Genomic DNA, 21,720 nt, shown 5'->3' on the forward strand with positions numbered 1-21,720 from the left:
GAAGTGCGATAAACAGGAAAACGACGAAATCTCAACATATCAGGGCCCACTCCCTAAGGTGGACCACCCCTGTTAGAGGGCGCGCACTAATCCTAGCCCAAGTGCCATTGGCGTTATATACGTACTAACACTTATAAATTGTCATATTTTGTCGGGCACCCCGCAAAACCGACCATTTGCGGGTCAAATACGAATTTCCAGATAAAACTAAATATTTTCAAGCAAAAACAGTTCAGCGAATCAAGGTGCTTCAAGAGCGTATCATCCTATGCGCTTGTCGAAGCCTCACGGCTCGAACCTGGTTTGCCGATTAGCTGGACCATCGTCATGACCATGATGAGCCGCTCTGGACGGCGCCTAATGTAAGCAGAAGTCAGAAACGATTCGAGCAATTGCGCAGCGCACTAACGCTTCGTGTTCTGGAAATCCCTCCCTTCACGGACCAAAATCTAATGTCTGTTGAACCATCTGCTGGCTACCCTGAAAAAGGAATATTGGTATCGGCGTGATCCGACGTTGAGCTGACTCCCCGAATCGAGGCCTTACCGTGACTGAAGAACCCCGCCCAGCCAGTGAAGTCGCGAAGACCGCGCCGGTCACCGGTTGGCGCGCCATCTTTCCTCCCGTGCAATGGCTAGCTACGTACCAGCTCCGCTGGCTTAGACACGATGTGATCGCCGGCGTGACCCTCGCAGCCTATGGCATACCGGTGTCGCTGGCCTACGCAACGCTCGCAGGGCTGCCGCCGCAATATGGCATCTATTGCTATTTGGCCGGCGGTTTGGCTTACGCTTTGTTTGGTTCTTCGCGCCAGCTCGCAATCGGCCCCACGTCGGCCATCTCGATGCTTGTCGGCGTGACAGTCGCCGACATGGCCGGCGGCGACCTGGCACATTTTGCCGCGATCGCGGCCCTGACCGCGATGCTCATCGCGGGCATGTGCGTGGTGGCCTGGATTCTGCGCCTGAGTTCGCTTGTCAACTTCATCAGCGAAACTATCCTGCTCGGCTTCAAGGCGGGTGCCGCGCTCACGATTGCCCTCACACAACTACCCAAGCTGTTCGGCACCAAGGGAGGTGGCGAACAGTTCTTCGAGCGCGTCGTCGTCCTCGCCGGCCAGCTTCCTGATACCCATTACGCGGTGCTCGCTTTTGGACTTACCGCACTGGTGCTCCTGCTGCTAGGGGAAAAGCTCCTGCCAGGAAGGCCGGTCGCGCTACTGGTAGTGGTGGTGTCGATCATCCTGCTGTCCTTCACACCGTTGCGCGACATGGGTTTCAAGGTCGTCGGCAATTTGCCACGCGGGCTGCCCGAGTTTCATTTGCCGGGTCTGCGTCCGCGAGACGTCGACGGCGTCATCCCGCTCGCATTTGCCTGTCTGCTGCTGTCCTATGTCGAAAGCGTGTCAGCCGCGCGCGCGATTGCACGGGCGAACGGCTATGAAATCGATTCACGTCAGGAGCTGCTCGGGCTGGGCGCCGCCAATCTTGCAGCCAGCCTATTCCAGGCCTACCCCGTAGCGGGTGGTCTCTCGCAGTCCTCCGTTAACGACAAGGCGGGGGCGAAGACGCCGCTTTCCCTGGTGTTCGCGTCGATCACGATCGGTCTGTGCCTGATGTTCCTGACTGATCTGCTGAGCAATCTGCCGAGCGTGGTACTCGCTGCGATCGTGCTGGTCGCCGTGAAGGGGCTGATCGACGTTCGTGAATTGCACCACGTATGGCAAGTCAGCCGCTATGAGTTCTTCGTCTCCATGGTGGCGTTTGCTGGTGTGCTGCTACTTGGCATCCTGAAAGGCGTGATCCTCGCGATGATCGTCTCAATGTTGCTGCTGATCACGCGTGCGGCCCGCCCGCACGTCGCCATTCTTGGACGTATTCCCGGCACGCGTCGGTTCTCGGACATCGAACGCAACCCCGACAACGAAGTCACTCCAGGCGTTCTGATGTTCCGCGTGGAGGCGTCGCTGCTCTACTTCAACACCGAACACGTGCACGCCACGGTATGGGAGAAGATCCGTGCGAACCCGGAAACGCTCAAGCTCGTGATCTGCGATCTGTCGACCTCGCCCATCGTCGATCTGGCCGGAACCCGCATGCTCGCGACGCTGCATGCGGAGCTAAAGGCAATAGCCATCAGCTTGCGAGTCGTCGACGCCCATGCGGCCGTGCGGGACATCCTGCGGGCAGAGGGGTTCGAAGAGCTGATTGGCCACCTGGGGCGCCGCATTACGGTGGCCGATGTGATCGACGAGTTCACGGGTGCGGAGAAAACAAGTACCTCACCACCGTCGGGAAAGCCCTCTGGCACGTTGCCGGGCGGCTCTGTTACATAAGCTTGGATAGGTCGAACTTCCCCTTTCCCCAGATACAGAGTTCGCCACCATCCGGCGGCGGCCCAGCTAGCTGAAGCGGTTCAAGATAACGGCAAAGACCTGTAACTACGCCACCTGACGCTCTAAGCCCTTTGCCACCACCCGCTTCCTCCTGCAACTTGAGCAACGCGTTCTGGCCCCACCAGACTGCAACGATGGCAGCCGCTAAGGAATCTTGACCTGCGGCGTCTTTTTTCGATGCGACAACTGCAGCATTCTGGTGCCGGCTAGTCCCACACTGCGCAATTACGTAGCGGAATTCCGACCATGCCAATGATCTGCCATAGAGGCAGACAGAACAGGCATTTCATGATGAGACTGCCTTGGACGCAACACCCAGCGCGACGAAGTCTCCTCTCAAATCAGGACGCCTTGGCCGGAGGTTGACCGAACAACTCGGCACCAGTTAACAGCGCCTTTCGTTCGGCGGTATACGTCCACCACGATTTGGCACCTTCGCCATCGATATAGCGTACTGCCGAGATCAGCACGTCGAGCACGCACGGGTCCTGACGCTGACCAGTGATGCGACAGAGCTCCTGATAAAGCTGAAAAGGGTCTCGACCGGCCAACTGCTGCGGCTCGGTGATGCCTAGCTGGATCAGGTCGTCGGCGCTGTGCGGGCCGACGTTGGGTAAATCGAGCAATTGGTGGGCGTCGCCAGGTGAAGGACAACGAGAAGGGTGCATGATCGCCTCCTGCTTTACATGGTCTACTTGACCGAAGCACTGCCCGGCCAAGCAAGGTGCCGTTAGAACCTGTTCACGATCTGCTGCACTAGGGTGATCCTGCGTTGAAATGACGCTCAACATGCTTATCTACTCGATAAGTACACTCCGCTTTTTCACGTCATTTCGCCTTGGCTAACCCTTCGTTCGCGAGATCGTGACCTGGTTCTTAGGGCTTACGGCAACAACACGATGCCGCCGGTGGTCTTGCGCGCGGCAAGGTCGCGGTGCGCCTGGGCGGCATCGGTCAGTGCATAACGCTGCCCCACCCCAGCTTTGACCATGCCATTCGCAAGCGCAGCGAAATAGTCGGCGGCCGTCGCCAGCAGTTCTTCGCGGGTCGCAGTGTAATGGGCAAGGGTTGGCCGGGTCAGGAACAGCGACCCCTTCTGCGACAGCAGCACCGGGGCGAATGGTGGCACCGCACCGGAGGCATTGCCGAAGCTGACTAGCATGCCGCGCAGCGACAGGCTATCAAGCGAACCTTCGAAAGTGGCTGCCCCCACACCGTCGTAGACCACCGGCACCCCCTGCCCCCCAGTAATCTCGCGCACCCGCTGGGCGAAGTCTTCCTCGCTATAGTTGATTACGTAATCGCACCAGTGGCGCGCCAGCTCCGCCTTGCTCGTCGAACCGACTGTACCGATCACCTTCGCTCCCAATGCCCTCGCCCACTGGCTGGCAATCTGGCCGACTCCGCCGGCCGCCGCATGGATCAACACGGTCATGCCCGGTGCCACAGGGAAGGTGCGCTTGATCAGATACTGCGCCGTCATGCCGCGCAGTAAGGTGCCGGCGGCTAATTCGTCGCTGACCCCGTCCGGCACGGGCACCAGCCGTGCCGCATTGATAAGGCGGTGAGTCGCATATGCCCCCATCACTCCGGCGTAGGCGACCCGGTCCCCCGGCTGGAACTCGGTCACGCCCGGCCCGACCGCCTCGACGACCCCGGCCGCCTCTTGGCCGAGAATACAAGGCAAATTCGTCGGATACAGGCCGGTACGGAAATAGATGTCGATGAAATTGACGCCAATGGCAGTCTGACGCAACAGTACTTCGCCGGCACCGGGCGCCGCTACATCAACCGGTTCATAGCTGAGTACCGTAGCATCGCCTGGTTGGTGAACGCAGATGGCATGAGGAGTCATAGTGGGAGAATCCTTAATGATGGGTCGGGGTCGGCACCGCCGCATGCCCGCTTGACCCGAGCTTAGTCGAATCCGGAGCCGTTCGCAGGCACCGTTCAGGCTTGCAAGAGCGCACTGGCTATGGTGCGCCATTCTTTGTGCAGGCTGCAGTCGGGACGGCGTTTGCCGGCCTGACCGTACCAGTAGTCAGCGTTCCACAGCACGCCCTCGACACGGTGCAGATAGGCATGCACCCAAGCGTAGGCTCCCATCTCGTGGCGCACCAATTCATGCGCTTCTTCCCAGTGGTCATTGGCAACCAACCACAGGCTGGCCAGTGGCTCGGACAGCCCAGCAGGCACTGAGACATCTGACAGTGTGGCTTCGAATTGCTCCAGCGTCATTCTCGTTATCTCTTTGATGAATGACCGCCAGCATAGCAAAGCCGGCCGCAGCGCGGCAGCCGGTCAACGGCTAGAGTGAAGCTGGCACCGCCGACGGCGGTGAAGGTGAAAACGAGGAGAACACCAGGTGAGCAAACGCGTCCTGATTCTGTGCGGTGACTATGTCGAGGATTATGAGCTGATGGTGCCGTTCCAGGCCCTGCAGGCGATGGGGCACACCGTCGATGCGGTCTGTCCTGGCAAGAAGGCGGGCGAGCAGATTCGCACTGCGATCCACGACTTCGAAGGCGACCAAACCTACAGCGAGAAGCGAGGCCACAACTTCACCCTCAATGCGAGCTTCGACAGCATCGAGCTGGCGAGCTACCACGCCTTGCTGATTCCTGGAGGCCGGGCACCAGAATATCTACGACTGAATGAGAAAATCCTGGCTACGGTCCAACACTTTGCCCATGCCAATAAGCCGATCGCAGCGATCTGCCACGGCGTGCAGATCTTGTCGGCCGCCGACGTGATCCGGGGCAAGCGCATTTCGGCCTACCCGGCCTGCGCGCCAGAAGTGCGCCAGGCCGGCGCCGAGTATGTCGACCTGGAGGTGACCCGGGCGATCACCGATGGGTTGTTCGTCACCGCCCCAGCTTGGCCAGCCCATCCAGACTGGCTGGCCCAGTTTCAGGCGTTGCTGACACAGTGAAAATGGACCGAAGGTGGAGCCTCGCCACTGCCTTCGGTTCACACGACGCTCTGCGTCAGCGTTTCAAGCGGGCCACCAGCGCCGGCACGTCTGGCCAGCTCACCCGACGCGTCGCCAGCGTCACGCCACCGGGCATGGCGTCGGGAAATGGCGCAGACTCGATGCCTCCCACACGACGGTAAAACGCACGCGCTTCGGCGTTGTCCTCCAGCACATAGAGAAACAGCGGCTTATTCGGCCAACCTTCGCGAGCCCGCTGCGCCGCCCAGGCAAGTAATTGCTTGCCCAGGCCGACACCCTGTACCGACGGCATCACATGCAGGTTGTCGAGATAAACGCCAAATGCCGGGTCGGCTTCAGGTTGCAGACAGACAAAGCCGACCGGCTTGTCATCGAGCACCGCGATCAGTACCTCGAACGGGCCGTCCTTACCGTCGACCAGGCGGGACTGCCAGTGCTGCAGCCGCTCGGCAGCGGCCTCCTTGTCGAGGTAGCGATCAGGCAACAGGCCACGATAGGCCGACTGCCAGCTGGTAGTGTGCAGGGCGGCGATGATGGCGGCGTGCTCGGCCTGGGCCGGCACGAAGGCGAGTTTGGGCATGCGGCGGTCTCACGCATAGGCAAAACGACAGCATAACAGCACGCGCGTGGCTGCCGCAGCTGCGGCCTCAGAAGCGCTCGTGCGGCTCGAGGTAACGCCATTGACCGACGTCGAGATTGCCCAGCGCGATCCGCCCGATGCGGATGCGTTTCACCTGGACGACGCGCAAGCCGGCCGCATCGCATAGCCGGCGCAGCAGCCGTGGCGTATTGTCGCGCAGCGTAAAACGCAACTGGGTATCGCTCTGCCGGCTGACCTTGGCCGGCTTCGCCAGGACGCCGTTGATCTCGACGCCAGCGGCCAACTGCGCCAGCACCACCTCACTTAGGCCGCCGTCGACCCATACCAGCCATTCCTGCTCGTAATCGGCGACATCGGCAATCAGCTTGCGGGCGATGCGACCGTCCTGGGTCAACACGAGAAGTCCGTCCGAATCGACCTCCAACTGACCAGCCGGCGCCAGGTTGTGCGTGTGCTTCTTCAGGAAGGTGTAACCGGAACGGTCGACGCGTGAGCGGGTTTCCGGCTTGATCAGCTGCCAGGCCGGCCGCTCGCCAGGCCCAGCCGGGCCGCACACGTAGCCGACCGGCTTGTTGAGCAGCACGGTCACCCGCTCGGCCTGCTGCGCCAGCGCCTGGCGGGTCAGCTCGATGGTCTGGTCAGGGCGAACGCGGCTGCCCAGCACATTGACCACTACACCATCGACCTTCACCAACCCCATCTCGATGAACTCGTCCGCCTCGCGGCGCGAACATAACCCCAGTTCGGTCATGCGTTTTGACAAGCGAATGGTGTCGTCGGACATGGTGATGGTCTTTCATTAGAGTGACGGGCGCCGATTATCGCGCGTTTTGCCCTATCGTGCTCCGTCGCGTTCAGTCAGTCTTGGACTGCGCCGCCGCGATGTGCGCCGATCACAACCGGAGTAACTTGTGAGCTTCTATCACCGTATAGCCTGCCTGAGTAGTGAGGCGGTCGAGACCCTTTACCTCTTGGGGGCCGAAGACCGTATAGCCGGCGTGTCTGGCTTTGCCACTCGCCCGGCCCGAGCACGTAGGGACAAGCCGGCGATCTGCGGTTTTTCCAGCGGCCAGATTCAGCGCATCATGGCGGTGGAGCCGGACCTGATCATCGCATTCAGCGACATGCAGGCCGACTTGGTCGCAGATGCAATCCGCGCGGGCGTGGAAGTGCACGTGTTCAACCAGCGCACGGTGGAAGGCATCCTCGACATGATCATCACGCTCGGACGACTGGTCGACCGGCAACCCGCCGCCGAGATGCTGGTCGGCGAACTGGCCGCCCGCTTGGCTGCTGCTGCCGCACACGCCGCCAGCCTGCCGGAGCGAGCTCGGGTCTACTTCGAGGAGTGGAACGAACCCCTGATCTGCGGCATAGGCTGGGTTTCCGAGCTGATCGACCTTGCCGGCGGCATTGACATATTCGCCGACGTCGCGGGCAAGCCGGCCGCTCGTGGCCGGATCATCGCCGACCCAAGCGAGGTGATCCGCCGGGCGCCCGATGTGATCATCGGCTCATGGTGCGGCCGCAAATTCCATCCGGAAGAGTTGGCTGCACGGCCCGGTTGGGAGGCCATCCCGGCGGTACGCGATGGGCTGGTCATCGGAATGAAATCAGCCGACATCCTGTCGCCAGGCCCATCGGCGATACTGGAAGGCTTGCCGCAGTTGCAGGCGGTGGTGCAACGGTGGTCGACGTTACATACCGCCTGAGTTTCCGCAAAGCCATCTTGCACAGCCAACCCGAAGCGCTCGGAGACGAAAACCTCAGCGATCGCGCCGCAGCGAACGCCCCTGCAACGTCTTCAAGTGTCGGTCGTAGGCAATGATCAGGGCGCTCATCACCAAGAAGGCGCATGCCAACAATAGGGCATTGAACAGCACACCCGAATAGCCAAGACGCAGCACATTGAGGAAAGGATAGGGATAGATATCGATCAGCGCGCCTCGCAGCAGCGTATAGAGCAGGTAGAAGCCGGGGAACATCAGCCACTGCAGCGCCCCCCACCAGCGTAGCCTCCCCGATGGCACAAACCACAGCCAATAGAACAGATAGCCCGCCGGAATCGCCCGATGCAGCAGCATATCGGCGAAGAGGCGCAGCCCGGTCGGATGCCATAACTGCTGCAGTAACAGAGCGTACACCACCGCAACGATGGCGATATAGACCAGCGATGCCGAACGTATCTCAGGCTGCTGGAAAAACAGCCCCCAACGCGAAGCCGGCGCCAACAGCGGCACGCTCAGGCCGAGCGCCAACAACAGGTTGGTCATAATGGTGAAATAGCTGAAATAGTTCAGCACCGTATCAGGCCACGGCACGCCGTGAGCTAGCCCGGCACGCACCCCCAGAGCAAGTTGCAGACTAAGCGCAAACCAACCGCTCAGCGCCAAGACCAGCTCCGTCCCGTAACGCCATCTATTCCGATTCATCATGCTCAATCTCGCCACGCCGGCACAGCCCCCGGCCGCACCGTCATAAGAGCCCTTTCACGTCCTCTTTCGACCTCTTTGCGGCTCTGCGCCGCTACTACTTCTGCCTCAACGTTGCCACCGACAACCCCGACACCACAAAGGTCAAGCCCGCGCCAATGTTCAAGCCAGCAATCACCCGCGGCCGGGCACGCAGCCAGTTGGCCAAGTGCGATGCGAACATCCCCATCAAGGCAAATCCGAGCGCCGTCAGCAGCGCGAACCATGTACCGTAAACCAGCATCTGCGTACTGACGGTACCGCGCAGCGGACTGACAAATTGTGGGATGAAAGCGAGCACGAACAGGCCGGGCTTGGGGTTAAGCACTGCGGACAGAAAACCGGTAGCGAAGATGCTCGAGGTAGACTGCCTAGCCGCGGGGGTAAAGCTGATCAGGCTGCGCCAACGCAGCACGCAGGTGCCTAGCCATAACAAGTAGAGAGCACCGACGATCTTCACCAACCAGAAAGCCAGCACCGAGGCTTGGATCAATAAAGTCAGCCCGAAAGTAGCCGCCGCGACGTGAAACAGGATACCGGCACCGGAGGCCAACCCCGACACGCCCGCTGCCAGCTTGCCCTGACTCAGGCCCCGACCGACCGCGAGCAAATTGTCCGGACCGGGGGCCAGGACCAACAGAATACAGGCAGCGGTATAGGTCAACCAGACTTCAAGCGGGAACATGGCGCACACTCTAAGTACCGGGTGGAATATCCACTATACGCCCGTCTTGCAACACTGTTGCCAGTATTCCCTGCCGTCCGGCGGACAGGAATGCACGGTAGTCGGTCTACGTTGCCATCGGCCACCTCGCGCGGCGTGAACCTATCGTGTCAGAATGCTTGCTCTACAGACACCCGGCCTTTGTCCATGCTCAAGCCCCGCCTCGCCCTCGCGATGATCGTCAAGAACGAAGCCGCCCATCTGGCACGCTGCCTTGACCGCATCCGTCCATGGGTCGACCACATGCTGGTGCTCGATACTGGCTCCAGTGACGACACCATAGCCATCGCCGAGCATGCCGGCGCCGAGGTGCGTCACTTCGCCTGGTGCGATGACTTTGCCGCAGCACGCAACGCGGCGCTCGACGCAGTGGCCGATTACGACTGGGTATTAGTGCTCGATGCCGATGAAACGATAGTAGCCGGCGGAGAAATACTACGTCGCTTCATCGCCGACCTCGAACCTTGCCTCGGCCGAATCGCGATACGTAGCACCTTCCGGCAGGAAAACGGCGAGATACAGACCAGCGTCAGCCGCATCAGCCGTCTATTGCCGCGCGGAGTCCGTTATCGAGGGCGCATCCACGAGCAAATTGCTGCCACGCTTCCCCATATCGACACGGGCGTCGTGGTCGAACACTCCGGCTACCTCGACACCGACAAGAGCGGGCGCAATATCCCACTCCTGCAGGCCGAGTTGGTGGGCAGCCCTCAGGATGCCGCCCTGCATTACCTACTGGGTCGCGAGTGGCAGGCTATTCGTCGACATGACGAGGCCCGCCAGCACTTTACGGAAAGCTATCGCCTGTGCCTTGGCCGCTATACCTGGGCATCTGACCTGGTAGTCCGTTTCCTGCAGACACTAAAGGCCTGCGATGCATTCGATGAAGCGGTGGCCGTCGCCAGCGCCGAGCAGGAGCGCCAGCAGCACAACGCAGATTTCTTCTTTGTCCTGGCCGACACGCTGCTCGACCTGTTCATCCGTCAGCCACCGGAGAACCCGGCCGAGGTGGCCATGGTCGAACAGTGCTGGCAGCGCTGCCTGGAGCTCGGCGATAGTCACGCCGAGGTAGAGGGGCGCGGCAGCTACCTGGCGGCCTACAATCTGGGCGCATTCGCCGAGGTGTGGAACGACGTGCCCAAGGCCCGCCACTGGTATGGTATGGCAGCGACACAGGGCTATGCGCCGGCCAGCGAGCGGCTGGCGGGATTGAAAGAGGTCGAATGAACGCCCCCCAGGCTCTCAAACCCGCCGTTATCATGACTCCATGAACGGAAGAAAAACCGGACGACAGCCCTCTCATCGCGCACAGGAAGGCTTGCCATGAATTACCTCGCCCATCTGCATTTGGCCCCTGACGATGCCGAGGCCCGCGTCGGCAATCTGCTGGGCGACTTCATGAAGCCGGCCAACGCCAACCACCTGCCGCCGGGCATCGTCGCCGGAATGGCACTGCATCGCCAGATCGACCGCTACACTGACGCACACCCGCTGTTTCGATCGAGCAAGACCCATATCGCCACCGAGCGGCGCCGTTATGCCGGGATTCTCGTCGACATCTTCTACGATCACTTCCTCGCCCGGCATTGGGAGGCGTTTGCTGACCAGCCACTGGCTGAATTCACCCATCAAGTCTATGCTGAACTCGCTGATCGCCACGCCATGCTGCCGCTTCGGCTACAAGACATCCTGCCGAAGATGACGGCGGATAACTGGTTGCTCCATTACCGTGAACTCGACGGCATCGCCTCAACTCTGCAGGGCTTCTCACGCAATCGCTTGACGCGCCCCAACGCAGTAGCAGACGGTATCGACGATCTCATCGCTGCCTACCGCGAGCTCGATGCCGAATTCCTCGCGTTCTATCCGCAGCTGCAGGCAGCTGTCGTGAGTTTTCTTGCTGAACAGGTCAGCGCCCCAACCTCACCCTGACTCCCTCACAATGAACAAAGGCGGCACGAGGCCACCTTTGTTACCCACCACAGCTCACATCAACGCGGCACCAGGCTGGTGAAGGCTCCGGCTTGCAAGCGATGCAGTGCTGCCGGTGCAGACTGAGGCGCTGCGCGCAGCTGCGGCCGACTCCATGGCGCGTGATCGAGCGCGGCCTTCATATCGTGCAGACCGGCCTCGCGACGGCGAGCAATCGACGAGCGCGAGAATTCGGCATCGCTGAACGAGCTTTCCTCGGCGGAAGGATGGTAGATGATATGTACGATGTCGATCCGACGCGTCGGAACATCCAGCACCGCCCCTTCCGCAGCCGCAGTAGCGGAATCGCCCCCGGCCTCGCTCTTGAGCCCATGCTGCGCCACACTATGGCGCAGATTGTGCACCTGGCACAGCGTTTCGATCTGGGCGCTGCGACTGGCGTACTGGATCTGTTTCTGGCGCCAGGCGACTTCATCCATCGATGTCGGCAGCCGACCTTCGGCGTTCCATAAGTCGATCATGAACACCAGCAAATCGCTGCTGCCCTTGTCGTCGAGAATCGCGTTGAGTGGAGTATTCGAGACACAGCCACCGTCCCAGTAGTGATGCTCGCCGACCCGGGTCGCCGGAAAGCCCGGCGGCAGCGAGCCGCTGGCCAGCACATGCTCAGGACCAAGCGGTTGCTTGTCGTCCGAATCGAAGAAAACGAGCTCGCCAGTATCGACTCGGGTTGCCCCAACGGACAGCCGGCCGTAGCCGGCCTTGCCGAGCCCCTCGAAATTAACGTGGCTACGCAAGGTAGCGAGCATTGGTGACGTATCGTAAAAGCTGGCCTGATCGGCCGAATTGGGCGGCAACACCAGCGGGCTGGGAATACGAGGGAACCAGAAATTAGGCTGGCCAAGCGTCATCGCCTCAGCGACGTTGTATTGGTTGTACCAACGAAGCCACGAGCCATGCAGCGCCCGGCCAGTTTCATCCGGCCGGGAGATCGAGTCCCAAAGGCTGTCGAGTGCCGCCAGACGTTCGCCCGTCTTATTGCCGGCGATCACTGCGGCATTGATCGCGCCAATGGAAATACCCGCCACCCAGTCAGGCTCCAGACCGGCCTCATGCAGCGCCTGATAAGCGCCGATATGGTAGGCGCCCAGCGCTCCTCCCCCCTGTAATACCAACACTACTTCTCGCTTGCCCTTGTGTCCCGCACCATTCTTCTGCTGCTCTGCCATCGATCGTCTCCTATTTGATTACCCAGGACAGGCGACGCTGCTGCGCCTCATGATATCCATACAGCATAGGCTGTCTTGATAAACTTGCCTGGAATTTTTATGGACAGCGGCGAGGAACGCACAGCAGTGAAACATGCGCGCTACAAGATCGTCTCCTCTTGCAAACAGTAGCATTGCCTCCACCATATGATTTCCCACGTTACTGTAATTATCGAAACAAAATGAACGCCCCACTCTCCACAACATTGCATGACACCCTGAGCCAGCACGCCAGCACCCGCGCCTATCGCGATGCAGCGGTCCCTACCCCCGTGCTCGACCGCATCATCGAGGCCGGCTGGCGCGGCCCCACTTCGATCAACGGACAACAGGTATCACTGGTGGTGGTCCAAGATCCGACACGCCGCGCCGAGATCGCCAAGATTGCCGGCGGCCAGCCGTGGATCGCCCAGGCCCCTGTGTTCATCACGGTGGTAATGGACTTCAGTAAAACGGCGCTGGGTGTCGAGGTGGCCGGTAAACAGCAAGTGATTCACGATAGCATCGAAGGAACGATGGTCGGCGCAGTAGACGCCGGCATCACACTGGGACGACTGATGGCCGCGGCCCAAGCAGAGGGCTTGGGAGTGGTGCCGATTGGCGGCATTCGCCGCGACCCACAGGCGATGATCAAACTGCTCAACCTGCCACCCCTAACCTTCCCGCTGGTTGGTCTGGCACTGGGCTACCCGGCCACGGCCGCCCCCCGCAAGCCGCGTCTGCCGCTGTCCACTTTCCGACACGACGAGCGTTACCAGGCAGAAGGCATCGCTGAGGCGATTACCGACTACGACCGCGAACTGCTCGACTACTGGCAGAGCATCGGCCGCACCGACGGCCTGCCCTGGAGCCAGAACATCGCTCAATACTACCAGTCGGTGTATTTCCCTGAAGTAGCCCCAGCAATGCGCGCCCAAGGGTTCAGCTTCGAGCGCTGAAGCGCACAAGGGGCACCTGCCGATGCAAGTGCCCCTTGTTGTTTCCGAAGCCGCCACTCCATTTGACAGGAGCGGCAGGCCAAATCGAGAGCCTTACTGGGCCATCGTCATATTGTTGATGACGTACTTGACGCCTGATACCTTTTCGGCGATGACGCCGGCGTTGTACATCTGTTGGTCGTCGGTCATGGTACCGGTAATCGTCACTTCGCCCTGCTTGCTGGTCACTTTCAGGTTCAGCTTCTTCAGGTCAGCATCGCTGTCGAGGGCTGCTTTGACTTTTCCGGCCAACTCGGCATCGCTAACTTGCGCGGCGGCGACCTGATCAGCGGCGTGAACGAGCGGACTGGTCAGCAGAGCCGGCGAAAGCAGTGCCATCAGGAATACAGCGCGGGTAGTGAACGACTTCATGTATTTCTCCAGTGATTTTACGAGCGACAACGAGGCGGCCGACCTGACGGGGGTGGGCTAGCTTGTGCTGTCGATCACCCCGCCAATTCGTGATTCATCGAATTGTATTGAGCCCAGGCTACAATTCTATGAACATAAAAAGACAGATCGTCGGTCGCCCTGCCCCTGCCCCTGCCCCTGCCACCGCAACGATCTATTCACCAGACCCGGCGGGCCGATCCGATTCAGGGCTGACTGAGATCAGTGCAGCTTGCCAAGCAGCGCAGCGTTGTCGCGTAACAGCTCGCCCACCAGCGCGCTCGCTCCGTTCCACATGATCTGGATACCCATGCACAGCAGGATGAACGCAGTCAAACGGAGGAAAACCACCGTCCCGGTGGAGCCAAGGTAACGCAGCACCTTGTCCGAATGGCGATAGCACAAATAGACGACATAGCTGAGCGTTGCCACCGCAGCTAAACTGGCCACCGGCGCCACCGCCAGTTTCTTCAGTCCCTTCTCGGTACTACTCAGCGCCGCACCAATGGTGATTGCCACCGAGATCGAGCCTGGCCCTACTGTCAGAGGAAAGGTCAGCGGGAAAAATGCCCGCTGCTTCAACAGGTCTCGTCCGACCCCGACCTCCTCTACCGCCTCTTCGGCCGACGGCGGGCTGCTCTCTGCCGGGCTGTCGTTGAGCATCCGCCAGGCGGCGAAGGTCAACAACAGACCGCCTCCCAACTGCACCACCGGCAGCGACACGCCAAAGATCTCCAGCACAAAACTGCCGACATACATGCTGGCAAGCAACAGTACGAAGCAATAGATAGCAATGCGGCGCGCGAGATAGGCGCGATCGGGGGTACTGTTGCGGCGGGTAAACGAAAAGAAGATCGGTACCATGCCGGGCGGATTCATGATCGGCAGGAGGCCGGCCACGATGAACAAATACTTGCTGGTGAAATGCGACAACAGTTCCGCCATGAAATGCTCCAAGCGCGACCAATAAGGATGGAGCAACAATTCTAGCATTGCCTCCGGGATATCGGCTCAGGCTTCCGGATACAAACTCCAGCCCCCTCTCTCCTCCTGCCGCTCAGATCTTTATGGTTTCTTTACGCGGATGGCCACAATCTCTGCAGTTTCTTTACGGCGAGCTCCCTAGCATCGGGGCTATCCGTTTAGTCCATCCCCTTACGGGAATACGCCATGCCACTACTCATGCCCCGTCCCTTCCTAAGCGACCACCAGCCATCCCCGCACAGCCAATCGCGCTACCGTCTTTACCATTGTGTGCGGGCACTGCGCCGCCGGCTGATACGGTTAAGCTACTGGCTGACCAAGCTGGGTCAGACATCCGGCCCTCCACTGCGCTGCTGGGCCAACCGTCGCTGCGTCGTGACACAGAATGACTGCCGTTGCCGGCAAAAACGCTAGATCAATGAATGCCAATATCGGGGCGGCACAAGTGCAGACACCGTCTATGCTTGATATGGATTTTGATGAGAGCCACCAACAAGAATCAGCAGGACAAGTTGACGGTGAGCCTTGTCAAATGGGCATGAAACGTCAACTTGTTACCCAGAAACCCTGGTAATCGCTACAACCGTTGCTCCCCCTTGAGCCCTCTCGTTGTGGCAAAGGTCGCCCAGCCCGGATGACCGGGCGTCCCTCAACGGCATCCTGTCCCCTCTCACTACCGGCGTCCCTGAGGCCTTACCCTAAGGAACCGAGGTTCAGTAGCGCCATGAGTTGCTGACAACGGCTGGATACGCATTACGCTTTGTTGAAGCTTGCCTGCTCCATGCTCTGTTTACGATTTATCGAGTAATTTTGTTAGTGGCCCTTATTCCGCTCCTGAAGTAGCGAACTATCCGCAAAATAAGAGCCCCGCTAACAAAACGCTGCGAAGCGGCCCTAGCCAGGCTTGAGGCTGCAAACAGTACAAGTAGTACGGCAAGGCCGCATAACAACGCACGGGGGGATTGTTAGCGTCGCTAAGAGGAAAAATGAAACCTGCAAGGGGTGGCAAGTTGTAAAAATAGGCTACCGACAATACATTGTCAGCTAGCAAACAGGAGGCCATCACATGAAAGACTATTCAATAGATTGCCTGACCGAACGACATTTTTTGCTATTCGGCACCATTACTCACTGGTTTGCCAAGTATGAAATGCTGATGCAGCAGATAATGGCGACTGTGGCTGGTTCAGATTATATATCGGTCAAATTGCTGACGCTCAGCTTGAACTTCGGTCAAAAACACGCGACGCTGTTCAACCTGCTGCGTCATGGCCGCCTGCCATTTGATCAATATGATCGCATTAGTGCCTTTCTTCAGGTGCCATATGCCTTACTGCCGCTTCGTAACGATATTGCACATTCGATATGGGTGGCGCGACCGCCTTCCAACTCCATCCAGCCAGATTGGATCTTCAACTACCCTCCTTCAATATTGCCCGTTTACGAGGGGCTTGGTGAGCCGAACAGGCACTTTATGGAACATATACAAGAGGAGGCCTGCTACACCGTGGCAGATTTGGATACTGTCGCTGTCAATCTGGCCACAAATTACAGTGAGTTCCGTGAGTATCTCCGAAAGGTCGGATTGATAACTCCTTGAACAGGGCCCTGATGGCGGATTCCGCACTAATGAATGCTCCCCAGCCAAGGATGCAGACTCGCGATGAGGTCATGAGGACAACCCACCGTCTCGGCAAGAACCATCTGGAAGCCTTGGAGCGGAGACCACCGGCACAGCTTGCTTGAAGCCAGAACAGTGTGCTTCGCGCTGGCCGGGGAGCGAGTGATGGCCAAGGACTTCGGTCGTCAGGTAACCAACCGCAGTTGAGGGAGAGCATCCTGAACCGATTCACCGCTCTCGGCACACTGAAGAAGATGCACACGGCACAAACCCAAGAAAGGGAGTGAGCTCACCATTCATTCACATTGGATAACAATACCATTTGTAAAATTCAAAATGGTATTGCTTTTATCCTTCGAAAACCAAACGATCACGCCCTCCCTGTTTGGCCAGATACATCCGAGTATCCGCTTTTTCCACCAATACTTTCCAATCGTCTGTCCCATCGGCGATTCTTTCTGCAATCCCAATGCTGGCCGTGATCTGCCTGCCATCAGGGTGCATACCCAAACCGTGTTGACGCAATCGTTCCAGTGCATGGGCGGCTTGGTGGAGATCAGTATTGTTCAGTAGCAGCAGAAACTCTTCACCTCCCCAGCGGACCACGATATCACCGCGACGCAGACAGTGCGTGACTGTCTGAGTGAGCTGTTGCAGAACACGGTCGCCGAATTCATGTCCAAACCGGTCATTGATGCTTTTGAAGTGATCGATATCAAGAAAGGCCACTGTGAAGGGGGAGTTGTTGCGGCGGGCAAAGCTGAGGTGCAGGTTAAGCATCTCCTCGCCGCTTCGTCGGGAAAACGTGCCAGTCAGGGGATCGTGAATAGCTTGATTGACCAGTGCAATAATAAATGCCAACTGGCTCATGCTGGCTAGGCTGGCTACGCCAGTCAGTAAGAATAGCAGCCAGAACTGGCCACCAAATGACGGCCAAGAGACCTCCTCCCAATTGAACATCAAGGCTAGTGCGTATGCACAGAGCACTGGAGCGGAAAAAGTGAGAGTTTCAAACAACGTCAGTGGGAAAATGGCAAAGCCCGCCAAGAGGACAAACGGCAAAAAGGCGTAGCCGGTGCCAATCGCGGCAGAGATGCCCTGCAGCTGATGATGGGACAACAGCAGATGTGAGATTAAATAAAACAGGGTAGGAATGGCAAACAGGGTGGCCATGCCTTGATATGCCGTGGCCAGTCGACCATCCTGCGGATGCCACATGACCAAGGTACCAAAGGCAATTGTGGCTAGGAGCCGCAATATTGCCAGTTGCAACCATAGCGGAAAAGGTAGGGTCAGTACGTCCACGATGATCCAAAGTGGCGTCAATGCGGCAAACAGCGTAGCGAAGAGACGTACTCGGTTAACAATCATTCGTACGCGGCGCTGTTCCATCAACGGCATGTGCAGGCATGGCCGTATCAACCAACGGGTTTCGTTGAGAGTGACCTCTCCTGGGAGCAGACCAAGCAGTCGTTGCCAGATAATTTTAGTAGTAAGCATGGTTTGCAGTTTTATCACTAACTGTTATTTTACGAAGAAAGGACACAAATCTTAGATAATCTTCATTAGGCAACAAGATAATCTACCCATTCAGAATAATCACAGATCGAAAAGTCCCTTATCTGCAAGTCCTACTGAATTCATCGGCGCCAATCCCAATTACCTTCCTAATTCCCCCTAGTGCCGCTAATACGAGCCATCATGAATGGCTGGTCAGTTCATTTCAATCGCTGACCCTACTTGCCATTTCCATCAAAAGTGCTTTACTTCAGTGTTCACATTGTTTCTGGCTAGACGGCATATTGCCCCACCGTCTTTAACATGCGATCCACAGTGCCATCCAACCGTTGGGTCAATTGCCCCGTCTGTGTTACCACGGACAGATTCTGCGTGGTCATTTCTGCCACTTGGTTGATACTATTTGACAGTTCGCCCATGGCATTCTGCTGTTCCACCGTAGCATCGGAAATGCCCGACACCATATGAGTGGTATGTGCCATTTCGGTGTTGATCAAATCCAATGCTTCCTTGGCCGCCACCACTAACGCGACACTGGATTCCACATGTTCGGCACCGGATTGCATGCCGAGAACGGCGCGCTCGGTTTCCTCATGAATAGATACGGTCATGGTGCGGATTTCCTGAGTAGCTTCACGCGTACGCTCTGCCAGCTTTCGTACTGCATCCGCCACCACAGCAAATCCCCGGCCAGACTCACCAGCCCGGGCCGCCTCAATGGCGGCATTGAGGGCCAAGAGATTCGTCTGATCGGCAATATCCTGAATGACCTCTGTTATCCGACTGATTTCGGATGACCGCGCACCCAATTCTTCCACACGTTCAGCCGAGGCCTTCACCGTTACCGCTAACGCATGAACTGTATGACTCGCCACTGCAGACTGTTGTGCTCCTGCATGGGCGGTCTCACCTGAACGCTGCGAGACTTCCCGCGTTGCCCCAGCATGATTGGCCACTTCGCCAATGGCTACCGTGATTTGTTCCACGGCCGCCGCTGCTGCTGCCGTGGCTTGGCTCTGTATCAAAGCCGACTGGTTAATCCGGTCGACGCTAGTGGCCACCTCCAGGGTCGATTGACTGACCTGCTGAGCAGCATTGGCAATGCTTTGCATGGTGGCCTGCACCGATGAAACAAAGATGTCAAACTTGCGAGAGATCACACCGCGCGGAGTATGGCTATCCAATGCCATGCGATGAGTGAGATCGCCGGATACCAGCACATACTCAATATGGTCCGATAAGACTTTCTGCTCTTTGAGCAAGCGGGGTAGGAATAGGAATACAAAACCTGCGGCCAGGATACCCACGGTTCCCCCCAGGGCAAGGCTCAGTGTATGCGCGTAATGAATACCTGTCGTTTCTTCTAGCAGCAATGAAGCAACCAGCAACAGCCCTGCTATTCCCATACAATATGCCAATGCCTCGGGAGTCAGGCATTGGCGCCAAGCGCTACGCACTTTTCGTACGCGTCCATGTTCAACTTGTAAGGTGCAATCTCCCTCGCGAATACGCTTGTAGGCAATGTCAGCTGCCCCCACTTCATCTCTCGTCGGTCGGGTGCGTATGGATTGGAATCCGACTATCTGTCCGTGCACACGAACCGGAGATGCATTGGCAATTACCCAATAAAAACCGCCATCCTTACGACGGTTCTTCACAACTCCCCGCCATGGCCGTCCTGCCTTCAGGTCGCGCCACATATCCACAAAGGCTGCCTCTGGCATATCGGGGTGGCGCACAATGTTATGCGGCTGCCCTAGCATTTCTTCGCGCTGAAAACCGCTGATTCTGGCAAAGGCATCATTCGCTTCTATAATTGTGCCTTGCAGGTCTGTCCTGGAGTAAATGAACTCTCCTTCAGGCAATAGCGTTTCATGTTCCATCACTGGCAAATTCTTACGCATCCCCCTGCCCCTCTGCATTTTTAGATATTATTCTTGGAAAAACAGCCCGGTTGTAGCGATCCAACAAGAAACTGCTCAAACTCCATCGCGGGTAATGGTCTGGCAAAGAGATAGCCTTGGCCATAATCACACCCGGCGGCCGCTAGTAGGTCACGCTGTTCTGGCGTTTCTATTCCTTCAGCAATGACCTTCATGCCCAGCTTATGGGCCATGCCGACGATGGCTTCGCAAACTATCATGTCGTGCGAATCGTGGGTCAAATTGCGAACAAAAGATTGGTCGATCTTGAGATAATCAATCTCGAAAGTCTTGAGGTAGGACAGAGAAGAGTACCCCGTACCAAAATCATCAATGGCAACCTGCATCCCTTCCCCATGGAAGTCGATAAATTTTTCGCTGACAACGACACTCTTGTCGAGCAATAGCCCCTCTGTAATTTCCAGAACGATACTATGGGCAGGCACCCCAAGGTTTCTCAGATAGTTTAGCCAGCCGACATGATTCATGTCGTCGTTCTGGAACTGAATTGGTGAAATATTGATGCTCAGCTGAAAGGAAGAATGATATTTTTCACGCCAATGCTTGATCTGACGGGCTGCCTCCTTAAAGACCCAATCTCCAATCTGAATAATCAATCCGGTCTTTTCCGCTATTGGAACAAAGACTGCTGGGCTAATAAAACCTTGACTGGGATGCAGCCACCGAATCAATGACTCTGCCTTATAGATGGCACCAGTCTTAAGGGAGACGATGGGCTGATAATGTAGAACGAACTGCTTCTGAACAACGGCATTACGCAAATCATCGATGAGACGTTTACGGACCATGGCCGCGTCCTGCATCGCAGCGGTGTAATAGCGAACATGATTTCCCCCCATCTCCTTGGCTATGTACATGGCTTGTGCAGCATGTTTGAGGAGTTCATCGGTCGCACAGGCATCATCGGGATAAAAGGTAATGCCGATGCTGGAGGAAAGGGACACCACATCATTGCCAAGATGGAAAGTTTCGCTGAAGCGCGCCTGAATCGCCTGAACACCTCTCTCAACTATCGTGTGGTCATGCAGCCTACCAAGAATAATCGCAAATTCATCTCCTCCTAATCGCAGCAGTGTATCCACTTCCCGTATACTACTTTGTAAGCGGTGCACGACCTCCTGGATCAACTGATCCCCTGTACCGTGGCCGAGGACTTCATTGGTTTCCTTGAACCGATCAAGACCGAGGCAAATCACGGCAACTTTTTCATGAGTTCGTTGGGCATGCTTGATTTCTTGCAACAGCCGGTCATGAAACACATTGCGATTCGGCAGCCCCGTTAGCGCATCGTAGCTATTAGTACTAGCGCTGAACACTCCCATGTAATGACTGGTGTTCTGTGCTGCGTCTTTTATAACGGATATGGACAGTAACTCGGAATAGACCTTGCCCCCCTTGGTGCGATTCAACAACTGCCCCTGCCAGAATCCATGTTCATCCAGGTCCCGCCACATGCCTACCGCCATCCCAGAATGTTTATAGCCCGCGCTGAGAAATTTGGGATTTTTTCCTAGTGCTTCGGCACGGCTGTAACCGGTTATCTTCGTAAAGGCCGGGTTGACATCGACAATGCGTCGATGGGCATCCGTAATCAAAATTCCCTCGCGGGAGTTGGCGAATACGCTAGCACCCAAGCGTAATCGTTTTTCGGCTTGCTTACGGGCACTAATATCATGCATTAGGAAATGTGCGCGGACGAAGCGACCCTTTGTATCCTGCTGAATGTAGCCCTCTAATAGAACTGTTATCAAGCTCCCCGTTTCTGGTTGTAACTCCAGTTCGCAGCAACAGGTTTGTTCCGTTGGTTGAAAGCAGTCTGATACCGTGCGAAATTGCCCCAAGGTGGTTGCAGACCAGAATTCATTGAATGCACGTCCAATCAACGCCTGGCGTTGGCAGCCAAGTACTAAGGTTTTCACTAGTAATGTCACTTCCAGTGTTTT

At 57.6% G+C, this 21,720-nt stretch carries 21 protein-coding genes and 1 pseudogene; 9 read left to right on the top strand and 13 right to left on the bottom strand.

The features are described from left to right. Nucleotides 1-547 precede the first annotated feature (547 nt). On the top strand, nucleotides 548-2,335 hold the full coding sequence (locus QU481_RS01870) for a SulP family inorganic anion transporter (protein ID WP_289828170.1): 1,788 nt from the start codon (nucleotides 548-550) through the stop codon (nucleotides 2,333-2,335). A gap of 401 nt (nucleotides 2,336-2,736) precedes the next feature. On the opposite strand, the gene QU481_RS01875 is transcribed toward QU481_RS01870, so the two are convergent. The 3 genes from QU481_RS01875 to QU481_RS01885 form a co-directional block, all read right to left on the bottom strand. Further along, nucleotides 2,737-3,063 (bottom strand): helix-hairpin-helix domain-containing protein, encoded by a 327-nt coding sequence (locus QU481_RS01875; RefSeq protein ID WP_289828171.1) that lies wholly within the window; start codon nucleotides 3,061-3,063, stop codon nucleotides 2,737-2,739. A 215-nt stretch (nucleotides 3,064-3,278) separates the two neighbouring features. Next, on the bottom strand, nucleotides 3,279-4,250 hold the full coding sequence (locus tag QU481_RS01880; protein WP_289828172.1) for a quinone oxidoreductase family protein: 972 nt from the start codon (nucleotides 4,248-4,250) through the stop codon (nucleotides 3,279-3,281). Nucleotides 4,251-4,345: 95 nt separating this feature from the next. Beyond that, nucleotides 4,346-4,633, bottom strand: a complete 288-nt coding sequence (locus QU481_RS01885) for a hypothetical protein (RefSeq protein WP_289828173.1) — start codon at nucleotides 4,631-4,633, stop codon at nucleotides 4,346-4,348. A 127-nt stretch (nucleotides 4,634-4,760) separates the two neighbouring features. On the opposite strand from QU481_RS01885, the gene QU481_RS01890 reads away from it, so the two are divergent. After that, on the top strand, nucleotides 4,761-5,327 hold the full coding sequence (locus QU481_RS01890) for a DJ-1/PfpI family protein (protein WP_289828174.1): 567 nt from the start codon (nucleotides 4,761-4,763) through the stop codon (nucleotides 5,325-5,327). A 55-nt stretch (nucleotides 5,328-5,382) separates the two neighbouring features. Here QU481_RS01890 and QU481_RS01895 read toward each other — a convergent pair whose 3' ends face one another. After that, the gene (locus tag QU481_RS01895; protein WP_289828175.1) at nucleotides 5,383-5,928 is read right to left on the bottom strand and encodes a GNAT family N-acetyltransferase; all 546 of its coding nucleotides are present in this window, start codon (nucleotides 5,926-5,928) and stop codon (nucleotides 5,383-5,385) included. A 67-nt stretch (nucleotides 5,929-5,995) separates the two neighbouring features. Continuing rightward, nucleotides 5,996-6,733, bottom strand: coding sequence for a pseudouridine synthase (locus tag QU481_RS01900; protein ID WP_289828176.1), 738 nt, complete (start codon nucleotides 6,731-6,733; stop codon nucleotides 5,996-5,998). Between the two features lie 127 nt (nucleotides 6,734-6,860). On the opposite strand from QU481_RS01900, the gene QU481_RS01905 reads away from it, so the two are divergent. Then, nucleotides 6,861-7,661: an ABC transporter substrate-binding protein gene (locus tag QU481_RS01905; RefSeq protein WP_289828178.1), complete on the top strand. Its 801-nt coding sequence runs from the start codon at nucleotides 6,861-6,863 to the stop codon at nucleotides 7,659-7,661. 54 nt (nucleotides 7,662-7,715) lie between these two features. Here QU481_RS01905 and QU481_RS01910 read toward each other — a convergent pair whose 3' ends face one another. Further along, nucleotides 7,716-8,342, bottom strand: a complete 627-nt coding sequence (locus tag QU481_RS01910; protein WP_289828179.1) for a Pr6Pr family membrane protein — start codon at nucleotides 8,340-8,342, stop codon at nucleotides 7,716-7,718. Nucleotides 8,343-8,478: 136 nt separating this feature from the next. Further along, nucleotides 8,479-9,105 carry a LysE family translocator gene (locus tag QU481_RS01915; protein ID WP_289828180.1) on the bottom strand — a complete coding sequence of 209 codons (627 nt, stop codon included), beginning with the start codon at nucleotides 9,103-9,105 and terminating at the stop codon, nucleotides 8,479-8,481. A gap of 186 nt (nucleotides 9,106-9,291) precedes the next feature. On the opposite strand from QU481_RS01915, the gene QU481_RS01920 reads away from it, so the two are divergent. Both QU481_RS01920 and QU481_RS01925 read left to right on the top strand, forming a co-directional pair. Continuing rightward, entirely contained in the window at nucleotides 9,292-10,371 is a 1,080-nt protein-coding gene (locus QU481_RS01920) for a glycosyltransferase (protein WP_289828181.1), read from the top strand. Nucleotides 10,372-10,467: 96 nt separating this feature from the next. After that, nucleotides 10,468-11,076 carry an acyl carrier protein phosphodiesterase gene (locus tag QU481_RS01925; protein ID WP_289828182.1) on the top strand — a complete coding sequence of 203 codons (609 nt, stop codon included), beginning with the start codon at nucleotides 10,468-10,470 and terminating at the stop codon, nucleotides 11,074-11,076. A gap of 59 nt (nucleotides 11,077-11,135) precedes the next feature. Here QU481_RS01925 and QU481_RS01930 read toward each other — a convergent pair whose 3' ends face one another. Continuing rightward, the gene (locus QU481_RS01930; RefSeq protein WP_289828183.1) at nucleotides 11,136-12,305 is read right to left on the bottom strand and encodes a patatin-like phospholipase family protein; all 1,170 of its coding nucleotides are present in this window, start codon (nucleotides 12,303-12,305) and stop codon (nucleotides 11,136-11,138) included. A 221-nt stretch (nucleotides 12,306-12,526) separates the two neighbouring features. Between QU481_RS01930 and QU481_RS01935 the strand changes: the two genes are divergently transcribed. Beyond that, complete coding sequence (locus QU481_RS01935; RefSeq protein ID WP_289828184.1) at nucleotides 12,527-13,282, top strand: NADPH-dependent oxidoreductase; 756 nt, start codon at nucleotides 12,527-12,529, stop codon at nucleotides 13,280-13,282. A 93-nt stretch (nucleotides 13,283-13,375) separates the two neighbouring features. On the opposite strand, the gene QU481_RS01940 is transcribed toward QU481_RS01935, so the two are convergent. Continuing rightward, complete coding sequence (locus QU481_RS01940; protein ID WP_289828185.1) at nucleotides 13,376-13,693, bottom strand: BON domain-containing protein; 318 nt, start codon at nucleotides 13,691-13,693, stop codon at nucleotides 13,376-13,378. 240 nt (nucleotides 13,694-13,933) lie between these two features. Beyond that, nucleotides 13,934-14,656, bottom strand: a complete 723-nt coding sequence (locus QU481_RS01945) for a MarC family protein (protein WP_289828186.1) — start codon at nucleotides 14,654-14,656, stop codon at nucleotides 13,934-13,936. Nucleotides 14,657-15,113: 457 nt separating this feature from the next. Here QU481_RS01945 and QU481_RS01950 point away from each other — a divergent pair, with 457 nt between their 5' ends. The 3 genes and pseudogenes from QU481_RS01950 to QU481_RS01960 all read left to right on the top strand — a co-directional run. Continuing rightward, a complete protein-coding gene (locus QU481_RS01950) occupies nucleotides 15,114-15,269 on the top strand; it encodes a hypothetical protein (RefSeq protein ID WP_289828187.1) in 156 nt (51 codons plus the stop codon). Between the two features lie 492 nt (nucleotides 15,270-15,761). Continuing rightward, nucleotides 15,762-16,295, top strand: coding sequence for a hypothetical protein (locus QU481_RS01955; RefSeq protein WP_289828188.1), 534 nt, complete (start codon nucleotides 15,762-15,764; stop codon nucleotides 16,293-16,295). A gap of 59 nt (nucleotides 16,296-16,354) precedes the next feature. After that, nucleotides 16,355-16,603, top strand: a pseudogene (locus QU481_RS01960) (hypothetical protein); the annotation flags it as partial. A gap of 61 nt (nucleotides 16,604-16,664) precedes the next feature. Here QU481_RS01960 and QU481_RS01965 read toward each other — a convergent pair. The 3 genes from QU481_RS01965 to QU481_RS01975 form a co-directional block, all read right to left on the bottom strand. Beyond that, nucleotides 16,665-17,816: a GGDEF domain-containing protein gene (locus tag QU481_RS01965; protein ID WP_289828189.1), complete on the bottom strand. Its 1,152-nt coding sequence runs from the start codon at nucleotides 17,814-17,816 to the stop codon at nucleotides 16,665-16,667. Between the two features lie 290 nt (nucleotides 17,817-18,106). Beyond that, the gene (locus tag QU481_RS01970) at nucleotides 18,107-19,738 is read right to left on the bottom strand and encodes a methyl-accepting chemotaxis protein (RefSeq protein ID WP_289828190.1); all 1,632 of its coding nucleotides are present in this window, start codon (nucleotides 19,736-19,738) and stop codon (nucleotides 18,107-18,109) included. A gap of 20 nt (nucleotides 19,739-19,758) precedes the next feature. After that, nucleotides 19,759-21,696, bottom strand: a complete 1,938-nt coding sequence (locus QU481_RS01975; protein ID WP_289828191.1) for a putative bifunctional diguanylate cyclase/phosphodiesterase — start codon at nucleotides 21,694-21,696, stop codon at nucleotides 19,759-19,761. Nucleotides 21,697-21,720: the final 24 nt, after the last annotated feature.

This window comes from Crenobacter oryzisoli (genome assembly GCF_030385785.1).
In the GTDB taxonomy this organism is placed as follows: domain Bacteria; phylum Pseudomonadota; class Gammaproteobacteria; order Burkholderiales; family Chromobacteriaceae; genus Crenobacter_A; species Crenobacter_A oryzisoli.

Excerpts from the sequence above, each read along its gene's own strand:
- QU481_RS01875 (WP_289828171.1), bottom strand. The coding sequence starts at position 3,063 with ATGCACCCTTCTCGTTGTCCTTCACCTGGCGACGCCCACCAATTGCTC.
- QU481_RS01880 (WP_289828172.1), bottom strand. The coding sequence starts at position 4,250 with ATGACTCCTCATGCCATCTGCGTTCACCAACCAGGCGATGCTACGGTA.
- QU481_RS01885 (WP_289828173.1), bottom strand. The coding sequence starts at position 4,633 with ATGACGCTGGAGCAATTCGAAGCCACACTGTCAGATGTCTCAGTGCCT.
- QU481_RS01895 (WP_289828175.1), bottom strand. The coding sequence starts at position 5,928 with ATGCCCAAACTCGCCTTCGTGCCGGCCCAGGCCGAGCACGCCGCCATC.
- QU481_RS01900 (WP_289828176.1), bottom strand. The coding sequence starts at position 6,733 with ATGTCCGACGACACCATTCGCTTGTCAAAACGCATGACCGAACTGGGG.
- QU481_RS01915 (WP_289828180.1), bottom strand. The coding sequence starts at position 9,105 with ATGTTCCCGCTTGAAGTCTGGTTGACCTATACCGCTGCCTGTATTCTG.
- QU481_RS01920 (WP_289828181.1), top strand. The coding sequence starts at position 9,292 with ATGCTCAAGCCCCGCCTCGCCCTCGCGATGATCGTCAAGAACGAAGCC.
- QU481_RS01925 (WP_289828182.1), top strand. The coding sequence starts at position 10,468 with ATGAATTACCTCGCCCATCTGCATTTGGCCCCTGACGATGCCGAGGCC.
- QU481_RS01930 (WP_289828183.1), bottom strand. The coding sequence starts at position 12,305 with ATGGCAGAGCAGCAGAAGAATGGTGCGGGACACAAGGGCAAGCGAGAA.
- QU481_RS01935 (WP_289828184.1), top strand. The coding sequence starts at position 12,527 with ATGAACGCCCCACTCTCCACAACATTGCATGACACCCTGAGCCAGCAC.
- QU481_RS01940 (WP_289828185.1), bottom strand. The coding sequence starts at position 13,693 with ATGAAGTCGTTCACTACCCGCGCTGTATTCCTGATGGCACTGCTTTCG.
- QU481_RS01945 (WP_289828186.1), bottom strand. The coding sequence starts at position 14,656 with ATGGCGGAACTGTTGTCGCATTTCACCAGCAAGTATTTGTTCATCGTG.
- QU481_RS01950 (WP_289828187.1), top strand. The coding sequence starts at position 15,114 with ATGAATGCCAATATCGGGGCGGCACAAGTGCAGACACCGTCTATGCTT.
- QU481_RS01955 (WP_289828188.1), top strand. The coding sequence starts at position 15,762 with ATGAAAGACTATTCAATAGATTGCCTGACCGAACGACATTTTTTGCTA.
- QU481_RS01965 (WP_289828189.1), bottom strand. The coding sequence starts at position 17,816 with ATGCTTACTACTAAAATTATCTGGCAACGACTGCTTGGTCTGCTCCCA.
- QU481_RS01970 (WP_289828190.1), bottom strand. The coding sequence starts at position 19,738 with ATGCGTAAGAATTTGCCAGTGATGGAACATGAAACGCTATTGCCTGAA.